General features: G+C 48.6%; 19 protein-coding genes, 3 tRNA genes, 1 other RNA gene and 1 riboswitch. Of the genes, 13 read left to right on the top strand and 10 right to left on the bottom strand.

Features of this window, described 5'->3' with window-relative positions:
• Entirely contained in the window at nucleotides 1-1,275 is a 1,275-nt protein-coding gene (locus MESINF_RS09850; RefSeq protein ID WP_169699660.1) for an ArsB/NhaD family transporter, read from the top strand.
• On the opposite strand, the gene MESINF_RS09845 is transcribed toward MESINF_RS09850, so the two are convergent.
• The 7 genes from MESINF_RS09845 to MESINF_RS09815 all read right to left on the bottom strand — a co-directional run bounded on the left by MESINF_RS09845 (nucleotide 1,268) and on the right by MESINF_RS09815 (nucleotide 7,329).
• Nucleotides 1,268-2,950, bottom strand: coding sequence for a YgiQ family radical SAM protein (locus MESINF_RS09845; protein ID WP_169699659.1), 1,683 nt, complete (start codon nucleotides 2,948-2,950; stop codon nucleotides 1,268-1,270). The two genes, MESINF_RS09850 and MESINF_RS09845, sit on opposite strands and share 8 nt — an antisense overlap.
• Nucleotides 2,951-2,968: 18 nt before the next feature.
• An RNA gene (gene rnpB, locus MESINF_RS09840) (RNase P RNA component class A) lies at nucleotides 2,969-3,296 on the bottom strand.
• Nucleotides 3,290-4,207, bottom strand: a complete 918-nt coding sequence (locus MESINF_RS09835; protein ID WP_169699658.1) for a TIGR01212 family radical SAM protein — start codon at nucleotides 4,205-4,207, stop codon at nucleotides 3,290-3,292. Before MESINF_RS09835 ends, rnpB begins: the two co-directional genes overlap by 7 nt.
• Entirely contained in the window at nucleotides 4,197-4,706 is a 510-nt protein-coding gene (locus MESINF_RS09830; RefSeq protein ID WP_169699657.1) for a hypothetical protein, read from the bottom strand. Before MESINF_RS09830 ends, MESINF_RS09835 begins: the two co-directional genes overlap by 11 nt.
• A complete protein-coding gene (gene folK / locus MESINF_RS09825) occupies nucleotides 4,706-5,233 on the bottom strand; it encodes a 2-amino-4-hydroxy-6-hydroxymethyldihydropteridine diphosphokinase (RefSeq protein WP_169699656.1) in 528 nt (175 codons plus the stop codon). Before folK ends, MESINF_RS09830 begins: the two co-directional genes overlap by 1 nt.
• Complete coding sequence (locus MESINF_RS09820; protein WP_169699655.1) at nucleotides 5,223-6,584, bottom strand: B12-binding domain-containing radical SAM protein; 1,362 nt, start codon at nucleotides 6,582-6,584, stop codon at nucleotides 5,223-5,225. Before MESINF_RS09820 ends, folK begins: the two co-directional genes overlap by 11 nt.
• Nucleotides 6,544-7,329: a type III pantothenate kinase gene (locus tag MESINF_RS09815; RefSeq protein WP_169699654.1), complete on the bottom strand. Its 786-nt coding sequence runs from the start codon at nucleotides 7,327-7,329 to the stop codon at nucleotides 6,544-6,546. Before MESINF_RS09815 ends, MESINF_RS09820 begins: the two co-directional genes overlap by 41 nt.
• Nucleotides 7,330-7,499: 170 nt before the next feature.
• Between MESINF_RS09815 and MESINF_RS09810 the strand changes: the two genes are divergently transcribed.
• From MESINF_RS09810 to MESINF_RS09800, 3 genes are all read left to right on the top strand, one after another.
• A tRNA-Lys gene (locus MESINF_RS09810) sits at nucleotides 7,500-7,575 on the top strand.
• Nucleotides 7,576-7,660, top strand: a tRNA-Leu gene (locus MESINF_RS09805).
• 29 nt (nucleotides 7,661-7,689) lie between these two features.
• Nucleotides 7,690-7,764 (top strand) — tRNA-Gly (locus MESINF_RS09800).
• A 56-nt stretch (nucleotides 7,765-7,820) separates the two neighbouring features.
• Here the strand turns inward: MESINF_RS09800 and guaB are convergent.
• Together guaB and guaA are read right to left on the bottom strand one after the other, a co-directional pair.
• Nucleotides 7,821-8,924 (bottom strand): IMP dehydrogenase, encoded by a 1,104-nt coding sequence (guaB, locus tag MESINF_RS09795; RefSeq protein WP_197712661.1) that lies wholly within the window; start codon nucleotides 8,922-8,924, stop codon nucleotides 7,821-7,823.
• On the bottom strand, nucleotides 8,921-10,429 hold the full coding sequence (guaA, locus tag MESINF_RS09790; protein WP_169701001.1) for a glutamine-hydrolyzing GMP synthase: 1,509 nt from the start codon (nucleotides 10,427-10,429) through the stop codon (nucleotides 8,921-8,923). The genes guaB and guaA overlap by 4 nt, the downstream gene beginning before the upstream one ends.
• A 46-nt stretch (nucleotides 10,430-10,475) precedes the next feature.
• Nucleotides 10,476-10,575, bottom strand: a riboswitch (purine riboswitch).
• A gap of 180 nt (nucleotides 10,576-10,755) precedes the next feature.
• On the opposite strand from guaA, the gene MESINF_RS09785 reads away from it, so the two are divergent.
• The 7 genes from MESINF_RS09785 (at nucleotide 10,756) to MESINF_RS09755 (ending at nucleotide 18,704) form a co-directional block, all read left to right on the top strand.
• The gene (locus tag MESINF_RS09785) at nucleotides 10,756-11,640 is read left to right on the top strand and encodes a decaprenyl-phosphate phosphoribosyltransferase (RefSeq protein ID WP_169699652.1); all 885 of its coding nucleotides are present in this window, start codon (nucleotides 10,756-10,758) and stop codon (nucleotides 11,638-11,640) included.
• A 27-nt stretch (nucleotides 11,641-11,667) separates the two neighbouring features.
• Complete coding sequence (locus MESINF_RS09780) at nucleotides 11,668-12,039, top strand: DMT family transporter (protein ID WP_169699651.1); 372 nt, start codon at nucleotides 11,668-11,670, stop codon at nucleotides 12,037-12,039.
• A gap of 12 nt (nucleotides 12,040-12,051) precedes the next feature.
• Complete coding sequence (locus MESINF_RS09775) at nucleotides 12,052-13,137, top strand: DUF362 domain-containing protein (protein ID WP_169699650.1); 1,086 nt, start codon at nucleotides 12,052-12,054, stop codon at nucleotides 13,135-13,137.
• Between the two features lie 39 nt (nucleotides 13,138-13,176).
• Nucleotides 13,177-14,490, top strand: a complete 1,314-nt coding sequence (locus MESINF_RS09770; protein WP_169699649.1) for a hypothetical protein — start codon at nucleotides 13,177-13,179, stop codon at nucleotides 14,488-14,490.
• A complete protein-coding gene (locus MESINF_RS09765) occupies nucleotides 14,487-15,764 on the top strand; it encodes a hypothetical protein (RefSeq protein WP_169699648.1) in 1,278 nt (425 codons plus the stop codon). Before MESINF_RS09770 ends, MESINF_RS09765 begins: the two co-directional genes overlap by 4 nt.
• Nucleotides 15,765-15,886: 122 nt before the next feature.
• Entirely contained in the window at nucleotides 15,887-17,248 is a 1,362-nt protein-coding gene (locus MESINF_RS09760) for an MATE family efflux transporter (RefSeq protein ID WP_169699647.1), read from the top strand.
• 4 nt (nucleotides 17,249-17,252) lie between these two features.
• Nucleotides 17,253-18,704 (top strand): phytoene desaturase family protein, encoded by a 1,452-nt coding sequence (locus MESINF_RS09755; protein ID WP_169699646.1) that lies wholly within the window; start codon nucleotides 17,253-17,255, stop codon nucleotides 18,702-18,704.
• Between the two features lie 56 nt (nucleotides 18,705-18,760).
• On the opposite strand, the gene MESINF_RS09750 is transcribed toward MESINF_RS09755, so the two are convergent.
• On the bottom strand, nucleotides 18,761-19,492 hold the full coding sequence (locus MESINF_RS09750) for an SPL family radical SAM protein (protein ID WP_169699645.1): 732 nt from the start codon (nucleotides 19,490-19,492) through the stop codon (nucleotides 18,761-18,763).
• A 117-nt stretch (nucleotides 19,493-19,609) separates the two neighbouring features.
• Here MESINF_RS09750 and MESINF_RS09745 point away from each other — a divergent pair, with 117 nt between their 5' ends.
• Complete coding sequence (locus MESINF_RS09745; RefSeq protein WP_197712660.1) at nucleotides 19,610-19,987, top strand: Rid family detoxifying hydrolase; 378 nt, start codon at nucleotides 19,610-19,612, stop codon at nucleotides 19,985-19,987.
• A 12-nt stretch (nucleotides 19,988-19,999) separates the two neighbouring features.
• Complete coding sequence (gene thrS / locus MESINF_RS09740) at nucleotides 20,000-21,943, top strand: threonine--tRNA ligase (RefSeq protein WP_169699643.1); 1,944 nt, start codon at nucleotides 20,000-20,002, stop codon at nucleotides 21,941-21,943.
• Nucleotides 21,944-21,994: the final 51 nt, after the last annotated feature.

The following is a 21,994-nucleotide window of genomic DNA, read 5'->3' as shown; positions in this document are numbered from 1 at the left end:
TTGCAGTTATTCTATGTACTTTCGATCTTTGTTGTCGCCTATATACTGATAATCTCCGGAAAACTAAACCGTTCTACGGTGGCATTCGCTGCCGGAACATTGATCCTGATCTCTAAAATCATACCCGATTTCGATATGAAGGAGATCGGTAGGCTTGTTGATTTCAACACTATCGGAATTCTGATCGGGATGATGATAGTAGTCGGTACCCTCAGGACAACAGGCTTTTTTGAGTTCGTGGCTGTTTATGTGGTACGCCTTACAAAAGGCAGGCTAAGATTTTTGATGACGCTTTTCATGGTAACGATAGCGGTCTTCTCGGCCTTTTTAGACAATGTGACAACGATACTTCTCTTCGCTCCGGTCATTTTTCTGGTTGCCGACGCTTTGGGTGTATCACCGAAGGCTTTCATGCTCGCCGGAGTGCTTATGGCCAACATCGGTGGTACGGCCACATTGATCGGAGATCCTCCGAACATATTGATTGGATCGGCCAGTGGTTTCGGTTTCATGGATTTTATAAAGATTGACGGTCTTATATCTATCCTGGCGATCATCGTAATGGTGATCTACCTGGACAGAGTAACTTTTAAACCCTACAGGAATACTGAAGACAAGCTTCAAAGATTGGCCAGCATGGATCCATCGAAAGCGATATTGTCCAGATCCGGTCTTATAAAGTCCCTGGTGGTCTTTCTGGCAATTATAATCGGCTTCCTGATCCACGGCCTTCTGAAAATCGAGCCTTCCATAATCGCTCTTACCGGTGCCGCGGCAGCTATGTTGCTCAGTGGGAGGAATTTCGCTCAGCTTTCAGAAGATATCGAATGGGATACTATTTTCTTCTTCATAGGTCTTTTCGTTCTCGCTTTCGCAATTCAAGAGGTCGGTATCACGGCCTTCATATCCGATGCTTTGGGAGTTATGGCTGGAAACAAAGTAGTTCTCTTTCTGGTGCTTTTCTGGTTGTCGTCGCTATTGAGCGGTTTCATAGGAGCCGTCCCTGCAGTGACTTTCCTGATACCGATAATCAGTAGAATGATATCGAGATACGGCATAACCACCGACATCTGGTGGGTAGTGTCTATAGCTTCGTGCTTTGGTGGAAACTTCTCGCTGGCCGGAGCGGCGGCTAACATGGTCGGCGTCGGACTGATCGAAAAGAACTCGCGGGAAAAACTAACTTACAGCGATTTTTTGAAATTCTCCCTGCCCGTGACCCTCATTACTCTATTAATGGGAACGGGGTATATCCTTGTGATGTTCGCTATTTAGGGTGCTCTCTACCCAATAGAACAGCCTTCTGCTTCATCCTACCGGTAAAGGATTTTTCAACGAATATCTTTCGACCTTCAGGCCCGTCCAGCTCCGTGAAGTACATAGCAGTCGAGATCGTCGAAGGTGTGGGCGTGAATATCTGCACCTGTTCCGGTCTGTAATTCATCTCTCTGGCAACGAATCGTCTCAGTCGAACCATATCTTCCAGCCGACATCCCGGATGGGCGGCGATGAAATAGCCTATAACGTACCGCTTTTTGCCCTTCGACAATTCATGGAACTCCTGCAAGAACTCCTCGAGAGTCTCTCTAGAAGGCTTACCCATAAGCTCGAGGACCCTGTCGTTGCTGTGTTCCGGCGCAATCTTCAATTGACCGGAGATGTGTCTCTCGATAAGTCTCCTGAGAAACTCTCTTCCGTAAGTCTTATCGGCGAGGATCAGATCGTACCTTATGCCCGAGGAAATGAAAACATGTTTCACGCCGGGAACCGAAGCGACTTTTTCCATCAGGTTGATATATCTAGAGTGGTCGGGTCTCAAAGTGGCACAGACCTCCGGAAAGAGGCATCGCTTATCCTTGCAGGCACCTTTTTTCAGCTTAACCGGGCACTCGTAGCCGTACATATTGGCCGTAGGTCCACCGAGATCTGTGATGGTGCCGCGGAAGTCTGGGCTTTTTACCAGCAGAGAGACTTCCTCCATGATAGATTCTTCGCTCCTGGAAACCACAGTTCTCCCCTGGTGAAGTGTTATGGCGCAGAAATTGCACTGACCATAACAGCCTCTGTGAGTGGTTATAGAATATTTGACCGTTTCTAGCGCCTTTACCGGCCCCTTTTCCAGACAGACCGGGTGGACCTGCCTGGTGTATGGCAGACGGTAAAATCCGTTCAAATCGTCTGAATCTATTCCAGGGGGAGGATTCTGTATGACAAATCGGCTGTCCTGAAGCTGGTAGATAAGCTGTCCACGCACCGGGTTTGTTTCGTCGTAAAGAAGCCTTACCGACTCGAAATACTTCCGGCGATCGGCCGATACTTCATCATGAGAGGGAAGCTCCAACCCCCGGGGTCTGTTCGAACTCCAGACGACCGTTCCTGGTACGTCTGCAGGGAGTTCCCCCGAAGCTATCCTACTGGAAATCTCCAGAATCGGTTTTTCTCCCATTCCATAGACTAGAAGATCGGCCTTGGAGTCGAGGAGTACGGATTTTCTTACTTTGTTACTCCACCAGTCGTAGTGGGAGAATCTTCGCAGGCTGGCCTCTACCCCACCCAAAACTATATTCACATCTTTGAAGACCTGCCTTATAAGATTCGAATACACGATCACGGCCCTGTCGGGTCTTGCACCGCCCGCACCGCCGGGAGTGTAGTCATCGCTCTTTCTTTTTTTGCCAGAGGAGGTGTAGTTGGCGACCATGGAGTCAACGTTGCCGGACGTAACACCAAAGAAGAGGCGCGGCCTTCCGAGTGCCGAAATATCGTCGGTGTTCTTCCAGTTAGGCTGGGAGATCACTCCCACCCTCCAGCCGGCCGCTTCGAGAACCCTTGCGATCAACGCCGTTCCAAATGAAGGATGGTCGACGAAGGCGTCTCCCGTAACCAGTATTATATCTAGATTGTTCCAGCCACGCCGTAACATTTCTTTTCTGTTCATCGGTATGTTCATAATCCACACCAAAAAAGAAGGGAAAGTGAAACCGTAAGCCGGATCCTGTTCGCGTGATCATCTATCTCGGGGTTATGTTACCATAACCCTCCAGCATCCTACCCGAAAGGGATTCGGTGGGCGCCCTCAAACCCTTTCTGCTTGGACTTGCTCCGGATGGGGGTTGCCAAGCCTGCCGGTTACCCGACAGCTGGTGAGCTCTTACCTCACCTTTCCACCCTTGCCCGTAGGCGGTTTGCTTCTCTATAGCCCTTACCGGGGATCTCTCCCCCTGGGTGTTACCCAGCATCCTCGCCCATGGAGTCCGGACTTTCCTCGGCATTGCCGCGATCACCCGTTTCACTTTCCTCTCTTAACTTTGAGGGCTTTCGAACCCTGGTATCTACCTTCGATTATCATCTTTTTCTCTATCATATTCAACAGCTGTAATTTTGAAAAACCCCAGTTTCCGAAAAGCGTCCCCTCGATCGGCGGATCGGCGACCAGTCTGTGAACTACCACATCCTCGTCCAGATATTCCAAAAAAGTAACCACCCTCTCGAGAAAAACGTCCAGGCTCGTGAGTACGGTCTCGCCAGCCAGATACTGCCTGGCCAGCTCGGTGTTTTCGACAACGTAAAGTGAATGGATTTTTACCCCTTTCACACCGAGTACAGAAAGCAGTCTGGCCGCCTCCGCGACATCTTCGATTGTATCCCAAGGTAGGTTGACTATGACGTGTGCAACTGTCTCGATGTTGTGCTTTGTCGCCCTTATAGCCGCATCTACGAACTGTGAGAGAGTGTGACCCCTGTTTATCTTCTTAAGCGTGTTGGGGTTTACACTCTGAAGACCCAGCTCAAGTATCACATCAATATCTCTGGAGAGTTCATCAAGAAGTTCGAGCACTTCCTCGCCGACCAGATCGGGTCTGGTAGAAATGTCGAGAATGACCACATCTTCTATCAATACCTGTTTATAGAGTTCTCTGAGTCTTTCTACCGGGGCGAAGGTGTTCGAGTTGGCTTGAAAGTAGGCCATGAACTTCCCAAGCCCTTTTTTTCTGAGCCCGTCCATTCCTCTCTGGAGCTGATCGAGAAGTGAGAGCCTTGAATCAACGGTGAATCCACTCCCGGTAGAATCGCAATAGATGCATCCACCAGCCCCACCGACTCTGTTGGGACAAGTAAATCCCGCATCCAGAGGGATCCTTTGAACGGCCTGGCCGTATCTCTCTTTGAGGTAGCTTTTCAGGTCTCTGTAAGGCTTACGAATCAATTGATTTCACCAGCAACTTCTCGAATTCCTTGAAGGCTTTAACCGCCGAGTTCACCTCGCTCTTGGTCTTTCCAAGGAATACGTAAAGCCACTTCCCTGAGAACCAGGCCCTCATGTATCCCTTCTGTACCTCGCCCTGGAACTCTCCGTATATCAATGGCAGGGCGCTAACAAAGGATCTGAAATCGTTGGAGACTTCGCGGATCAGGTTGTACCAGAAACTCGTCGTTTGTGAAGATTTAGTGAACTTGGCGATGTAAATTATGAACTCTTCCATTCCCCTGGCGAAACGCTTTTCCAGGAGCAAAGTCTCGCCATCCAGGGAGAGATCCATGATCGATCCGCCAATTGAAGTGTTCGATGAAAGGTCCATATAGTCGCCCGGTTTAAACCCCGCATATCTGCCGGGAACTAACTCTTCTTTCGCTGTCGAGCACGATACTAAAAGGAGCATGACAATTAAAATCATCACCGGTATCAAAGGAATTTTCGCTCTCATTATTTTACCTCCAGGCCCGCCGCACGGGCAAAATCATCGGCTTTCATGTATATCTCTGGCCATTCGCTCCGGTCCAGCCTGTCCAGAAACTCGCTGTAAGGTCTCCCGCTTCTGGGATCGACTATACCGCTGTCTATTTCCAAGAGCGGAACCAGAACGAAAGCTCTATTTATTATATCGCTGTGGGGAATAGTGAGAGTATTACTTTCGATTATCTCCTCACCGTAGAGAAGAATATCAATATCTATGGTTCTCGGTCCCCACCTCACGCTCCTGACTCTCCCCAGAGACTCCTCGATCCGGAATATCGCATCGAGCAGAGAATACGGAGAGCCACAGAAAAAGAACTTGCCGACGCAGTTGAGAAAATCCGGTTGCTCAACTCCCCCATAAGGAGAGGATAGGAAAACCGCCGATACCTTTTTGCAAACCGCTCCACACTCTTTCAAACCATCGAAGGCCATCTTCAAATTTTCAAGACGATCCCCGAGGTTGCTTCCAAAGCCCAGATAAATTTCATTTTCCATCGAGAGACCTCCTCACTTTCCACTCCATCTCCTTCAGGGCCTGAACCTGCGACGCGTTCATGCCTTTCTTCCACCAGTGGGGAAGCAGGGAATTGTCAAGAAGCAGAGGGTCGATCCCTTCATCAAAAACGCCATCCTCGATGAGAGTCTTCCACTGCTCTGTTCCAGGTATCGGGGTGAATTCGTTTAAACTTGGATAGACCCCGAGCTCACCACACATTTCCAGCGAACGCTCAACATCCTCCACCTTCTGGCCAGGCAGGTTGAGCATTATGTAGGCGCTCATCTCGCGGGACGTAAAACCCGCGTTAGCTAGATTTTTCGCGGCCTTGAAAAAATCTTCGTTCGTCACCTTTCCACCAGTCGAAAGTTGCATCGAAGGATCCGAGGTTTCAAGTCCGAGTTTGATCGTCTTGAAATTGTTGTCGTAGAGGAGCCCGGCCATCTCTTCATCCAGCAGCCTCGCGTGGACGCCATTGGGCAGGTGGAACCTCCTGACTATCTTCCTTTTCAAAAGCTCTTTCAATAGAGCCTTGAAATCACCGAAGAGTATAGCGTCATCGAAAAAAACCACATCTTCAGTTTCCTCGCGATCGGTCAGGTTCTCTATCGAATCGGCTATCGCCACAGGATCTCTCTTTGAAAACCCCTTCCAGAGTTTACCGCTTGCACAGTACGTGCACCTGTAAGGGCACCCGAGACTCGTCAGGAGAACCGCGTAAGGCAGGCGTGTGTAATGGGAGTAATCCGGGTCTAGCGCCGTAAACCAGTCCTCGCGCGGTATTGCATTTATGCCGAGACATTCGAGCGCCTTTTTTATCGGAGCGATACCGGTTCCAGGGCAGAGGAAATCGGCACCGCAATTGGCAGCCGCGTGATCGGGTAGAAGCGTTGCGTAGATCCCTCCCAGAACTATCCTGGCGGTCGGCAATTCTTCGCGAATCACACGTATCGTATCGACCGCCCCGTTGTACCAGTAGGTCATCATCGAAGTCACGAAAACTCCGGCCACCTCGCCCGTGGAACGGAGCTTCCTCCTGAGCAGCTCTTCGGGTATTCCAAAACGTTTGAATTTCCTGGGTATATGCTTCATGGATTCCGGCTTGGAGATTACCACTTCATGAAACTTCCCTGTCCCGAAGTATTTCTCCTGGCTCTCTCCGCCAGAAGAGAGAAAGTCCGAGTCGTATCTGTCCAAACAATCCACGAGAATGGGCTCGATTCCCAAATCCCTCAGGATTGAAGAGATGTACAGCAGACCCACAGGCTTCAACCAGTAATCGTACGCCGAAACATCCTCTATCCAGGGATTAACCAGCAGTACTCTTCTTGCTTTCCTTGACTCTGTCATAATACGCTTTGATTCCCTTCAGCGTCAGGTCGGGATCTTTGATCGTTATGAAACCATTCTCGACCATGAACATCTCGACATTGCCACCCGTTCCTATCACATCTACCTTGCCATCGAAGACTTTCAGGATATTTTCGACGATACCGGCCAATGCAAAGTAAGTACCGTTAACTATCCCGATCCTGATGTTGTCTTCTGTGTTAGTTCCAAGATAATGATCTTCGAAAAATAGTTCCACTTCAGGAAGTTTCGCGGTTTTGGAAAAGAGGGCTGACATCGCTGTCGAAGGACCCGGGAGTATAGAACCTCCTACAAAGGCGTTCTCCTTAAGCACATCTATAGTAATGGCCGTTCCCACATCTATGACGACTGCGTTCGCCCCATAATGAACTGAAGCGCCGATCACGTTAGCTAGCCTGTCGGCGCCTATCTCGCCAGGATTGTCGGCCTTCAGTTCCAAAGAGACGAACCGGTCCGGCTTGAGAAAGACAGCCGGCTCTCTAAGATACTTCGCCGCAAAATACTGGATCGACCTGTTTAGACTCGGTACAACGCTGGCAACGCATAAGCCATCGACTTTGTCGATGGATGAACCCTTACTTTCGAGAAGGTCTTCGAGAATCGCGAAAAGCTCGTCTTCCGTTTCTAGCCTCCCTGAAGGTAGTCTCCATATCGAGGTTATCAAGTCGCCTTTCTGCAATCCAAATACAGTTGTAGTATTACCAATATCGGCCAGAAGTTCCATTTAATCGCCTCCCTGACAATTTTACCATGCGGTATTCCGTTCTATCTCCGTGTGTTGCGTCGCTGTAGTGCGGTTTCACATTCTTTTAATATTTCTCTCCACTTGATCGACTGAAAATGTGATGATATAATCTTTCTTGCAAGCGCAAGCTGGAGACGGAGAGTGGGAGCGACTCGCTAGCTCAGCAGGTAGAGCACCTGACTTTTAATCAGGGGGTCGCGGGTTCGAATCCCGCGCGAGTCACCAGCGAGAGTGGCGAAATTGGCAGACGCGCTGGACTTAGGATCCAGTAGGGTAACCTGTGAGGGTTCAAGTCCCTCCTCTCGCACCAGGTGCAGGAGGCCGTTATTGCTTTCATATGCGGATGTAGCTCAGTGGTAGAGCACCTGCTTGCCAAGCAGGGGGTCGCGGGTTCGAAACCCGTCTTCCGCTCCAGAAGAACGTCTCATATGAGACGTTCTTTTTTTCTAGTTTGTGGACCATACCGGAGATTAGAAGGTGGTGATATCGTGCGGGTGTGACTCGACCATTCCTGCAGCGGTGATCTGCACGAACTTTCTCTTCGATTGTAGAAACTCCACGCTCTCAGCCCCACAGTACCCGAACCCCGATCTGACACCTCCGGCGAGCTGTTCAAAGACATCTTCAACCGACCCCTTCGCCCGGACCATTCCTTCAACACCCTCGGCAACGAGTTTGCATGCTGGCTGCCCATCCTGAAAATAGCGATCGCTGCTGCCAGCAGCCATCGCCGTAAAACTGCCCATCCCCCTGTAGGATTTGTACTCGCCACCACCTACAAATGTACTCTTTCCGGGGCACTCTCTCGTCCCGGCGAAGACATTTCCCATCATGACACTGCTGGCTCCGGCAGCGAGAGCCTTCACTATGTCTCCCGAATACCGTATTCCCCCGTCTGAGATAATCGGAATATCTCTCTCTCTTGCAACCTGCGAACACTCCATAACGGCCGAAAGCTGAGGATAACCGACACCCGCTACTATTCTTGTCGTGCAGATGGAACCTGGTCCTATTCCAACCTTTACTGCATCGGCACCAGCCTCAATGAGCGCCCGAGTTCCATTGGAAGTCACCACATTTCCGGCAATGATCTGGAGAGAAGGATAAAGCTCTCTTACCAAAGAAAGAAGATCTATGACTCTTTTCGAATGACCGTGAGCCGTGTCAATCGCCAGCACGTCGATACCGGCCCTTACAACCGCTTCGATCCTTTCCACTGTCTCCGGACCCGTGCCAACGGCTGCTCCCACCATGAGTCTGCCGAATGAATCGAGAGAGCATAAAGGGTATCTTTCACGATCTACGGGTGCTTTCTTCACTCTCTCTACTTGCTCGGCTTGCCCCTCGATCGAGAGATTCTTGTGGATCACTCCCATGCCGCCCATTAGTGCCATGGCTCTGGCCATTTCCGCTTCGGTGACTGTGTCCATAGCCGCCGATATGAACGGTACCTTTAGCCAGAGCTTTCTTGTGATCCTGGAACTCAGATCCACTTCTCTGGGGAGAATATCGCTGTAACCAGGAACAAGCAAAACGTCATCAAATGTGTAAGCTTTATCGAACATGCTCATCATTCCCACTCTATGGTCGCTGGCGGTTTGTCGGTTATATCGTAGGTAACCCTTCCCACTTCTGGAACTCGAGAGGTTATTCTTGAAGAAATCTCCCTCAAGACCGCGTGAGGAATCTCGTACCAGGAGGCCGTCATTCCTTCGGCGCTGTGAACGGCCCTCAAAGCGACAACGTAACCGTAGGCCCTCCTGTCACCTTTGACCCCGACGCTCTTTACAGGTAACAATACAGCGAAGGCCTGCCAGATCTTGCCCTTCTCTCCGTACTCCTCGAGTGTCTTGAGGAAAATGTCATCGACTTCTTTGAGAATTCTCGCTTTCTCAGCATCGACCTCTCCCAGTATCCTCACTCCCAGTCCCGGACCGGGGAAAGGCTGTCTGTCTATGAACTTCGAACTTATGCCCAGGGTTTTTCCAAGAGCTCTGACCTCGTCTTTGAAGAGTTCCCGCAAAGGTTCGAGAAGCTTCAGCTTCATGTTTTCAGGAAGTCCGCCGACATTGTGATGACTTTTGATTTTGTCGGAAGTCCTTGAAGAAGCAGCCGATTCTATCACGTCGGAATAGATGGTTCCCTGGAGCAGGAAGTCAGCATCGATATCACTTGCCTCTCCTTCGAAGACTTCAATGAAGGTCTCGCCAATTATCTTCCTCTTGCGTTCTGGGTCGGTCACCCCATGAAGTTTTCTGAAAAAGGTGTCAGAAGCATCCACCACCCGCAAGTTTATCCCCAGAGTTTTCATGACCTCCGGGACTTCGCACTCCTCATCCTTTCTCATCAATCCGTGGTTGACGAAAATACCCGTCAGATTTGCGCCGATAGCCCGGGCTGTCAAAACCGCCGCCACCGTAGAATCAACTCCACCGGAAAGACCGGCGATGACCTTCTTGTTACCAACGATCTCTCTTATTTTTTCGACCTGCTCATAAGCGAAATCGGATATCTTCCAGTTTCTCGAGACGTCACAAACCTTCAAAACGAAGTTTTCAAGTATCTTTGTACCGCACTGTGTATGGTGAACCTCAGGATGGAACTGGAGCGCGTAGTTCCTGCCGTCGGTCATGCCTGCCACTACACCGTTTCCGCTCCTGGCGATCGTCCTGTAACAGGGAGGAAGGGTCGTGACCTCGTCTCCATGGCTCATCCAAGCTGTAATCGTTCTTGGAACATCTGTCAACAGCTTCGAATCTTCGAGCGATACGGGTGTAAGACCGTATTCAGCCTTCTTGCCCCTGGATACCGTACCTCCGAAGTTCTTAACCATTAAATGCATACCATAACAGATTCCCAGAATCGGCAGGCCGGCAGTTAGAACCTCCTTCGGAATATCCAGCGAACCGCTCTCATAAACGCTCTGGGGACCTCCCGAGAGAACAATCCCCTTCACATCCTTATCAAGCACTACCGACGAGGGATGTTCGACCGTGCAAAGAATTCCGAACTCCCTTATTCTCCTTGCTAGCAGCATTGTGTACTGTGAACCGTAATCAAGAACCACTATCCTTTCCATTACATCGATCCTCCCGAAAAACAAAAATCACCCCTCCAAGGGGTGAAGTATGAAAAATCCACCCCGTAGTCAGGAAGTTAAGGCTTCCTGGTAGATACTTCCCAGCCGATTCTCGGAATTATACGGGTTAATGCATTTTACCATGAACCGGAATTTCGAGTAATACACTTGCAGTTAAAGAAGAGAAAAGGAAGATCAGAGAACAGGAAAGTTCCTTTCTAGGAAAGAAAGAGCGAGAACCATATCTATTATGCTAAGATAATACCTGTTAGCCATGTCTATGCGGTGTGCTGCAGAGATATGAGATTATTCAACGGGGTTGCGCAATGAAGGAGATCGGTACATATGTAAGGCTTATGAGAGTCAGGCACTGGTTGAAGAATCTCTTCGTTTTTGCCCCTCTAATATTTTCGGCCAGTCTTTTCAGAGTTGATATGATGTTGAACTCACTTCTCATTTTCATTGCCTTCTGTTTCGCTTCGAGCGGCGTTTATATTTTCAACGATATCAACGATCTGGAAAGCGACAGGCATCACTGGCGAAAGAAAAACAGACCGATCTCTTCGGGCGCTGTAAGTGTCAAAGAGGCAACCGTTGTGGCTATCGTCTGTTTCATACTGGCTTTCGTGATTGTCCTTCTCCTCCCTCTCCTGGCAGGGCTTTTTCTTCTCATTTACGTGCTTGAGAACGTTTTCTATACGCTCAGAGGAAAGGAAATGGTCGTGATAGACGCCTTCTGCATCTCGGCAGGCTTCGTTATTCGTGTGATCGCCGGCTCTTACGCGATAGGCGTAAACCCAACTAGCTGGATCCTGGTGACGACCTTTTTTCTGGCTCTCTTCATGGGTTTTGGAAAGCGAAGAAACGAGTTGCTACTATTCAAGGAGAACAGCGATAATCACAGAAAGGTTCTCAAGCTATATGATTTTAGATTTCTTGATTACATGATGGTTTCTACGGCCTCAATATCCGTAATCTCTTACACTCTCTACTGCCTGGATCCTTCGGTGATTTCCAAATTCTCTACCGACAAGCTAGTTTACACCGTTCCGTTCGTGACCTACGGGGTTTTCAGATATATGTTACTTCTTTTCAAAGACGGCGAGGGAGACCCTACAGAGGTCGTAACACGCGATACGGGCATCGCGGTGACGACCGTGCTGTGGTTTCTATCGGTAGTAATGATCATATACCTGCCCATGTGGTTTTAGGGTGTGGCTTTACTGGAGGAACTGATCTTGAATTTGATTGATTTTTTCATTCTAGTTGTAGCGATAGTTTTTAATGCGTCTGCGAATATTCTGTTGAAATTCGGCATGCAAAAAACACAGCAAATGTCTGATGTAGGGTTGAAGGGTATGTTGTTGAACTCTATCACCAACGTGTACGTCTGGCTAGGACTTATCTCCTTCGGTGTGGCTTTCATCTTTTACAGTGTGGTATTGACGAAAATGAAATTGGGTATCGCGTACCCGATAATGACCAGCGCCGGGTTTGTTATCGTGACTCTCTTTGCAGTCTTTCTCTTCGATGAAAAGATGAGCTGGTTGAAGATCGCCGGAATAGCCATTATTGCTCTGGGCATCTGGCTAATATCGATCGCGAAATAGGAGGTGTTTGGTTTGAATAAATCTACAGTAGCAGTAATTAAGACAACACCCGAAAGTGTACTGGATGACTATAAAAGACTCGCGAAGATGGCGAAAATGGAGGAGTTTCTCGATAGAGGAGCCACAACCATTCTCAAGGACAACATCTCCTGGCACCTGCCGATGCCAGGCGCCAACAGTACTCCCTGGCAGATCGAAGGAGTCGTCCTCGCCCTCAAGGACGCGGGCATTAACGAGATAGTTGCCGTAGAAAACAAAACAGTAGTTACAAGGCCCAAGTATGGCGAAAAGCAGAACAAGTACGACATCATATACAACAAGTATGGAATACCCGTACTGTACAACTTTGAAGAGAGCGATATGCACTGGATTGAATACACTCCGAAAAGTAAACTCAAAGTGCTTCCTAGAATTTTCCCTGAAGGAATAAGATTGCCCGACTACTTTTTCGGCAAGAACATCATTCAGCTCCCTACGATGAAGTGCCATATTTACACGACCACAACGGGGGCAATGAAGAACGCCTTCGGAGGCCTTTTGAACGTGAAACGTCATTACACCCATTCCTGGATACACGAGACTCTTGTCGATCTTTTGAAAATACAGAAAGAGATACATACCGGGCTTTTTGCCTTCATGGACGGGACGACCGCGGGAAACGGTCCCGGTCCGAGGACATTGATACCTGTCAGAACGGATTATATACTTGCAAGCCAGGATCAGGTAGCCATAGACGCTGTTGCCGCGAAAATGATGGGATTCAACCCGATGGACCTGAAATATATAAGGCTGGCGGACGAGGAGGGCCTAGGAAACGGCAAGCGTGAGAACATTGAGTTGGTCGGTGAAGATATTTCTAAAGTCAACCTCAAGTTTCACGTCGGCGACAACTTTGCTAGCAAAGTCGGTGACCTGCTATGGTTCAGTCCTTTGAAGATCTTCCAGAAACTCTTCTTTCACACGCCATTGGTGAAAGTCTTCGTTGCAGCGTCGGATTCGTATCACGACAGATACTGGTGGAAGAAACACGGAACAAAGATCTTCCAACAGTGGAAGAAGGACAGTCCATGGGGAAGACTTTGGGAATCTTACAGATAAACCTGTTTTAAAAATCTCTCGGAGAGTGGTGAAGAGTGCATGTGTTTTGAAGGGACAACGAACGATCGCTCGAAGAAAAAGGTTTTTCTGGTCGTGCTTTTCATTGCGATAGTTCTTTCGTACATCTTCACTTCTATGATACTCTGGACGACCGAAAGCAGGTTCTTGACTATTTCCCGTTACAGCAAAGTGATGCGCCACAGAGAAGCCATAGATGGAAAGAGCTTTGCTCCTGATCAGTATCGCTTCGGCAGTTATTACCTGGTCGAATATATTTTCAAACACATACCATTGAGATGGTACGATGTCTTCAACGACATCGTCGCGGAGGGACTCGATCCGACAGGCTGGGGCGAAGGCACAGAGAAGAGCGTCGAGCTCTTCTTTCCCGAAGAGGACCGTGCCGTAATCATCAAGGAGATAGAATCCACTATAGACAGGATCATAGACTCGTTTTCGCCAAACAATCTGCTTTTGAGAAACATGTTGAAAGCCGCAATCGATTCTTTCGGCTGGCAAGAGTACATCAACGATATAGAGAAGACGACCATGCTCATTGGAAAGAACATCCCCGGAGAATTCAAAGTCCTGATAGAAAAAGACAGCGCTGAGAGCGCATTGGTAAATGGATACGTTACCTTTAGATTCTTCTTCACCGCAACTACTCTCCTGCTCGTTTTTCTCTTGTGCGCGCAGTTTACCGACGCGTTGACGTCGCTTTTGGGTATGTCGCTTTTTGCCGCCCTTCTTCCTATGGTAGCCCAGGACTTCATGCAAGCCGAAACCATGCTATCGGCAACCGTCTTCGCCGGCTTTCTTGTGGCTTTGCTGAAAAACAAAAGCTATCTACTCCTCCTTTTGCTCGTTCTGCTAGGCTGCACGGCCAGGACAGACCAAACGCTTTTCGCCGGTGTGATATACCTCCTCTACAAAGTACCCGGGGCGATAAAGAGAAGAAAGTGGCTCTCCCTATTGGCCGGGCTTTCGCTGGTACTTATCCCTCTGGTCGCTACGTTATTACTGAGCGAGGTAATCTATGCCGGCTCGGAGTATTACCTCGATTTCATCCAGCTCGAATATAACCTGAACCACCCCTGGGCTTGGATCTACCCCCTGATATTTCTGGCCATTCCTTTGGCCTTCAGTCCGATGATCAGGAACATAGATTTCTTCAGAAAAACCTGGCTCTGGGTTCCGCCATTCATGGTTATGAATTACCTGTTTGCAAGACCGGCCGAGGTCAGACTCCTCCTGCCGGTATTGATATACAGCGTTCCATACGTTGTCGCAGGCGTAAAAGAAGTACTCTGTCATTTCGATTACGACAGAGACAGAAAAGGAGGCGGCTCATGAACGACCGAAAAAAATTCTCCAGCGTGCCGCTGCTTCTGATCGTTGCGACTATACTTTCTTACATCTTCACCTCCATGACCGTCTGGAGTACCGACGGGAAGTATCTCTTCCTCTCCAGATATCTCAGAATCAACCAGCATGAAAGGGTAATCTCCGGAGAGAACTTTGCTCCCGATCAATACCGTTTCGGGAGTTACTATCTTGTGGAGTATTTCTTTAAATACATTCCTATCCCCTGGCTCGATGAAAACACGTCTGAAGTATCGAAGATGCTCCTGTCCACGGAATACTGGACCGATGAAGCGAGAGGAATGGTGGAAGCCTATTTTCCTTTGCAAGAGCGAGAAAGAATTGTATCCGACCTCGAGATGACCATAAACGAGGCGATAGACAGGATAGCCAGAAAGAGTATCCTTCTGCAGAACGCTCTCAAGGCTATGGTCAGCAGCCTGAACTGGCAGACATACATAACCGAACCGGCCAGTACCCTTCTGCTGCTTGGAGAAAACCTACCTGATGATTTAAGGGTGGCCGTCGATCTCACCAGTGAGGATAACCGAACACTCAACGGCCATATAACGGCCAGGTTTTTTTTCAATATACTGACTATTCTACTGTTGTATGCCTTTGGAAGACATTTTCTTACTCCAGCGATGTCACTCTTTTCTGTGTTGCTTTTTCAGTCGATCATGCCACTGACGACCATGTATTTCGGCTGGGAGACCTTCCACGCGTCCGCACTCTTTCTCGCGGGACTGCTTCTGATAATCGAAAGAAGATCCTTTATCACACTCTGTATGGTGATCCTTCTGGGGTCAACTTTCAGAGCCGACCACATGGTTTTTCTTTCTTTGATACTTTTCGGCTTTAATTACGAAAGATACTCCGGAAAGTCCGAGAAATTCCTCCTCTACTTAAAGGCACTCGCGACTTTCGCAATACCTGTCGTTTTTACGTTACTTTCCAGCCGTTTGTTATATCCGCAGGCCAAGTATTCGGTTGATCTCGTTCAACTTGGGTATAATCTCAACTATCCCTGGTCCTGGATCTTCCCACTTCTGTTCCTTTCGATCCCGTTGATCTTCTACGATTCAATCGGGGAGGAAGATTTCTTCAGGAAGACCTGGTTCTGGATCGTTCCCTTCGTCGCGATGAACTTTATAGTAGCCAGACCAGCCGAGGTACGGCTACTCATACCGGTGCTTATCTATACGATCCCCATCGCCGTGAAGGGGCTCTCGAAATTCTTTCCAGTCGACGTCTCAAAAGCCTGAATTGAACGGTTCACAAAAGGCTGTATCAGTGTATAATATCTATTGTTTGCTATCTAGGGCAGGTTCTTTTTTTTCTCTTCATTCATATCTTCTGAACGGGGTTGTACATCAGGGGGCAGAAAATGGCAAGAGATCTTACTCAGGGAAGCATTCTGAAGAATCTTCTCATCATGTCTATACCAACGATGATAGGTTACAGTGCACAGATGGTCTATGATATAGTCGATATCTTCTGGATAGGCAGGATATCCGGAGAGGCGATCGCCGGGGTCACGATCTTTTCGACGCTCTTCTGGCTTGTAGAGATCTTGAACTCCATAATCGGACAGAGTTCGATTTCCTTGATCTCACAGAGTTACGGGAGGAAAGACGACGAAGGAACGGCAAAGGCGATAGAACAGACAATTACTTTCAAATTTCTCGTCGCCGTAATAGCCGCAGTTCTCGTCGCGCTCTTTCTCAAGCCTTCGCTCAGCCTGTTCAGCAACGATCCCAATGTTATTACGGCCGCGCTCGATTATGGATACATAAGACTTTTCTTCCTTCCGATGATGTTCTCATCTTACTCTGTCAACACAGCCTTGAGATGCATAGGTGATGCCAAGACACCGATGTATATAATGATGCTTTCCAGTATTCTCAACGTCCTGCTCGATCCGTTGCTCATGTTCGACAAATTCCCGGGAACTGCGATACCGGGCTTCGGAATGGGCGTGTTCGGAGCGGCAGTGGCGACTATCATATCCCAGATGGTGGCCTTTATACTCGGCTTCTACATCGTCTTCTCTGGAATAGAAGGTGTAAAACCCAGACTGAAAGGACTCTTCAAACTTGACTGGAAAATCGACAAAAAGCTCCTCACCATAGGTCTACCGACAGGCCTGGAGAGTTTCTTCAGGAACCTGTCTGGAGCGGTGTTACTCAAGTTCGTAGCTGTCTACGGAACTGCAGCCGTGGCTGCGGTAGGGGTCGCCGGCAGACTATTCGGACTTGCCTTCATGCCGCTGGTGGGAATGAACATGGGAGGATCGGCGATGGTCGGTCAAAATCTGGGAATCAATAACATCGAGAGGGCCAGAAAAACGGCCGGAACAACGGCCTTTATAAGTTTCTCGATCATGTTTTTCTTCGTCTTGATCGCCTTTTTCGCCGGCGAAATAGTCCTGGGTATATTCAACAAAGACCCGGAAATCGTAAAGTACGGCACCGAGTTTTTGAGATATGGCTCTCTTGGGATATCTATCCTGGCCTACGGGTTCGGTCTCTCCTCTGTCTTCGGAGGATCGGGATACAACCTTCCATTCGTCATATCTAGCATCACCTCGCGCTGGTTCGTGCAGATTCCTATCCTTTTTATAATGGTTCACCTTTTGAAAGCCAGCATAATCTGGGTCTGGCTCTCTTATGTCTTCTCGGATGTAACTGAAGCACTGGTGATGTTGATCTATTACCGCAAAGGAAAATGGGAAAAGAAAAGGGCGTGATAAGATGAAGAAAATTGCTATTATTGGAGCAGGCATCGCAGGACTCTCTGCAGGTTGTTATGCCCAGATGGACGGGTTCGAGACGGAAATCTTCGAATTGCACAACAATCCAGGCGGATTGTGTACTTCGTGGAAGCGAAAGGATTACACCATAGATGGCTGCATTCATCACCTTCCAGGTGCGAGCCCTTCTTCGAAGTTGCACACAATGTGGAAAGAGCTCGGCGCAATCGAAGACGGTAGGATCTTGTTCGATTCAATCTTGAGAAGAACCATAGACTCCGGCGGAAATGAGCTCAACTTTTACACCGATCTCGTCAGATTGAAGGAACATCTAATGGAAATCTCACCGGCCGACAAAGCAGTCATAGACCAATACTTGACAGCTGCACGGAAGTTCACGAAGTTCGAATTGCTCGCGATGGTCGCTGGCAAAGGCAAGGAGAGATTTTCAATGATTCCACATCTGCCCAAGATAATGAAGTGGGGTCCAATATCGCTCGAGCAATTCGCTTCGAGATTCAAAAACTCCTTCCTTCAAAAGGCCTTCCCGACGGCTCAATACGACTTTCAGGGAATCCCGATGATGATTCATCTTTCCTTCCTTGCCGGTTGCTCAATAAGGTCGATGGGATGGCCCGTCGGAGGTTCGCTGGCTTTTTCAAAAAGAATCGCAAAACGATATGAAGAACTTGGCGGCAAAATTCATTACAGATCGAAGGTAAAGGGCATCGTAGTAAAAAACGACAGAGCTGTCGGTCTTATACTTGAAGATGGAACAAAAGCAGACGCCGATATCGTCGTCTCCGCGGCCGATGGATACAGTACTATTTACGAAATGCTCAACGGCAAATACAGAGACGATTTGATAGACGAATACTACGCCAACCCCCCTGACGAGCAGGAAATGAATGCCTACGTATCGCTGGGTGTCGATCTGCCTCTCATCGATCTTCCCCATGGTGTTACCTGGCTGATGGATAAAAAGCTGGAACTTTCGGATAGAAATTATCAAAAGATGGATCTGGAGGTTTTCAATTCGAAAACGGAAATGGTTCCCGAAGGTAAATCGGTTGTCAGAATTCCCTTTACGGCCAGTTACTCATATTGGAAGAAGCTTAGCAACGACAGGGAACTGTATGTCGATCAGAAGGGCGAGATAGCCGAAAAAGTCATAGAGAGGCTGGATGGATTGATTTCCGGTATTAAAGAAAAAGTGGAAGTTGTAGATGTTTCGACACCGATTACTACCGAACGCTTCACCGGCAATTTCCACGGGATGCAGGTGTGGACTCCCAGGAGCAAACCCGGCAGAATCATGTCGAAAGGCTTGAGCAAAACCCTCCCGGAGTTGCGTGATTTCTATATGGTTGGTCAGTGGGCCCAAGGTCTTATAGGCATAGCAACCGCAGCGGTTCAAGGTAAGAAATTAGTCCAGAAACTTAAAAAACGCTGACAGACATGGTGCTTTGTAAGTCGCTAAAATTATTGGGAGCCATTATTCGACAATGTTCATTCAACCGTCAGCCTTCTTTCAAACACGGCTTGCACTTCTTGGAACTTCTCTCTGTAAAGCCATCTCTCCCAGCCCATTTTAAGGTAAAGCTGTCTCACCTGCGAAATATAGTTCAGCGCGTCTAGATGAACAGTTCCGACTCTTCTGGCCAGCTCTTCGGAGACGCGCTCCGCGTTCATCGGGAGAACCGGCCCGACGAAGGCTCCCGCGTCGACACAGTTTTTTCTCAAGAAATCGATGGTCTCCAGCCTCTCTTCGAAGGTTGACGATCCCGGTTCGAGCAGTTTTCTCACGTCCTCCCGATCTGTGGTGATACTTATCAACACTCGAGCCTCTTCGCCAGCCAGTTTGAAAAGATCGACATCTCTCCTTATAAGTGCGGATTTGGACATCGCGAAGATCGGTATCCTGTGAGAAATGAGTGTAACCAGCAGTTCTCTGGTCAATTTGTACTTCTCTTCGATATGCTGGTACGGATCGCAGGTGCTGCTGAGAAAGACCGTGGCTTTGCCCAGAGAATTAACCTCGCGTCTCAGGAGCTCCACAATGTTCCTCTTCACTCCTACGTCCCGCCCCCAGAGACCTCCGGTATATTTAAAAGCCCCGATGAAGCGCGCGAAACAGTACTTACAGCCCACTGTGCAACCGACGAAGGGGTTTATCGTATAGCTGGCGACCGGTATTCGCGATCTGGTCAAAGCCGAAGTGGCTCTTATCTCTTTTATCATAAAGAAATTCTACAATACATCAGTATGTCTTCCACGCATTTTTCCCCCATATAGTAGATAATGCGCAGCATCGCGGAGCGGTCAGTGATATAATAAACCAAAATGGGAGGTGTTAGTGTGTTGAGGGTTATCAGTACTGACAAAGCGCCGGCAGCAGTCGGCCCGTATTCTCAAGCCATTGCTGCTGGAGGTCTTCTCTTTGTTTCCGGACAGATCCCCCTCAACCCGTTGACCGGTGAGCTGGCGACAGAGTTCGAAGCTGCGTGTAAGCAGTCGCTAGAAAATGTACTTCAATTGGTCACTGCCGGCGGGTCGAGTCTGAAAAACGTGGTTAAGGTCAACATCTATATCAGAGACATGGGCAAATTCGCGATTCTCAACGAAATATACTCCTCTTATTTCAAAGACCATAAGCCTGCAAGGGCCGTGGTAGAGGTAAGTAATCTCCCGAAAAACGCCCCTGTAGAGATCGAAGCCGTTGCAGTGATACCTTAACAGGAGGAAAAAATGGGTATAGAAATAAAGCTACCCGATGGTTCGAAGAAACAGTACGAAAAGGGTGTAAAACCCCTGGATATAGCAATAGATATATCTGAAGGCCTCGCCAAAAGAGCTTTAGGAGCGATAGTCAACGACGAGTACTGGGACCTACGAAGACCTCTAGAGACTAGCTGCGACTTCAGATTGGTGCTGGACAAGGACAGCGAGGCTCCCGTGTTCTTCAGGCATACGATGGCACACATAATGGCCCAGGCCGTGATGAGACTCTACGGCGAGGAAAGGGTGAAATTGGCTATCGGTCCGACAATAGAGAACGGGTTCTACTACGATATCGATCTCGACGTGAGACTTACCGAGGAAGACCTGCCTAGAATCGAAGCCGAAATGGAGAAGATCATAAAGGAGGATCTACCGATCGAGAGGTTCGAGTTGCCAGTTTCTGAGGCTATAAATCTTATGAAGAAACAGTCACAGCCATACAAGATTGAACTAATCGAAGATCTAGTGAGAGATTACGGAACGGAGTCTGTAACTTTCTACCGACAGGGCGATTTCATAGACCTCTGCCGGGGACCCCATCTACCCTCTACAGGTAAGGTGAAATTCTTCAAACTTACCTCTGTTTCAGGTGCTTATTGGCGCGGTGACGAGAAGAACAAGATGCTCCAGAGGATATACGGTACTGCCTTCTCCAAGAAAGCCGACCTGGAAGAATACCTGGCGAAAATCGAAGAAGCCAAGAAGAGGGATCACAGAAAGCTGGGTCCCGCACTTGGGTTGTTCACGATCAATTATGACTATGCACCCGGCATGCCCATCTTCCTGCCGAAGGGCACGGACATGCTTAACGAACTGCTCAAATTCTCCAGAGAAAAGCATATCGAAGACGGCTACAGAGAAGTCAGCACGCCCCAGATAATGTCTGACTCACTCTGGAGAACATCCGGTCATTGGGACCATTATAGCGAAAATATGTATTTCACGGAAAAAGAAGAACAGCAGTTCGCTGTCAAACCCATGAACTGCCCCGGTCACATCCTCGCTTATAAATCTTCTCCGGTGAGCTATAGAGATCTTCCGATGAAGATTTTCGAATTTGGAAAAGTTCACAGATACGAGCGATCGGGTGTTCTACATGGACTCTTCAGAGTTAGGGGCTTTGTCCAGGACGACGCCCACATCTTTTGTACACGCGAGCAGATACAGCAGGAAGTGATCGGCGTTATAAATTTCGTGAAGAAGATTTACGAACCTTTCGATTTCCAGTACAGGGCTGAGCTTTCGACGAGACCGGAAAATTCCATGGGAGAGATCGAGCTCTGGGATATAGCAACGGAGGCACTCAGAGATTCCCTGGAGGCAAAGAAAATGGATTTCACAGTCAACGAGGGTGATGGTGCCTTCTACGGTCCCAAGATTGATTACCATATTAAGGACTCTTTGGGCAGGGAGTGGCAATGCGCGACAATTCAGCTCGACTTCATGATGCCGGAACGATTCGGGATAAAGTACATCGGTCCGGACAACAACGAATACCAGCCTGTAATGATCCACAGGGCGATCTTCGGTTCGACTGAAAGGTTCATGGGAATATTGATAGAGCATTATGCCGGGGCCTTCCCGACGTGGTTGGCACCAGTACAGGTGAAAGTGATCCCAATCGCCGACAGACACACCAGTTACGCGCGCTCCGTGGTCGTCTCGCTTCGTGGCAAAGGTTTCAGGGCCGAAGTAGATGACAGGCAAAAATCTACCAATTACAAAATTAGAGAGGCCCAGCTCAACAAAGTCCCGTACATGTTGATCGTCGGAGACAGAGAGATGCAGAACGGTCAAGTTTCCGTCAGATTGAGAAGCGAAAAGGATCTGGGAAGTATCGATCTCGAAGATTTCATACACAAACTCACAGAAGAAGTGAAAGATAGAAAAGGCAAAAGTATCTTCGAATGATCTTTTTTAAGCCCCTGCGAAGCGGGGGCTTTTATTTCTTTCCGGCTCAGG

Origin of the sequence: Mesotoga infera (genome assembly GCF_900157305.1) — a bacterium.
GTDB classification, from domain to species: domain Bacteria; phylum Thermotogota; class Thermotogae; order Petrotogales; family Kosmotogaceae; genus Mesotoga; species Mesotoga infera.
The sequence above is the reverse complement of the archived record's forward strand: the minus strand, read 5'-3'. Positions and strand labels throughout refer to the sequence as shown.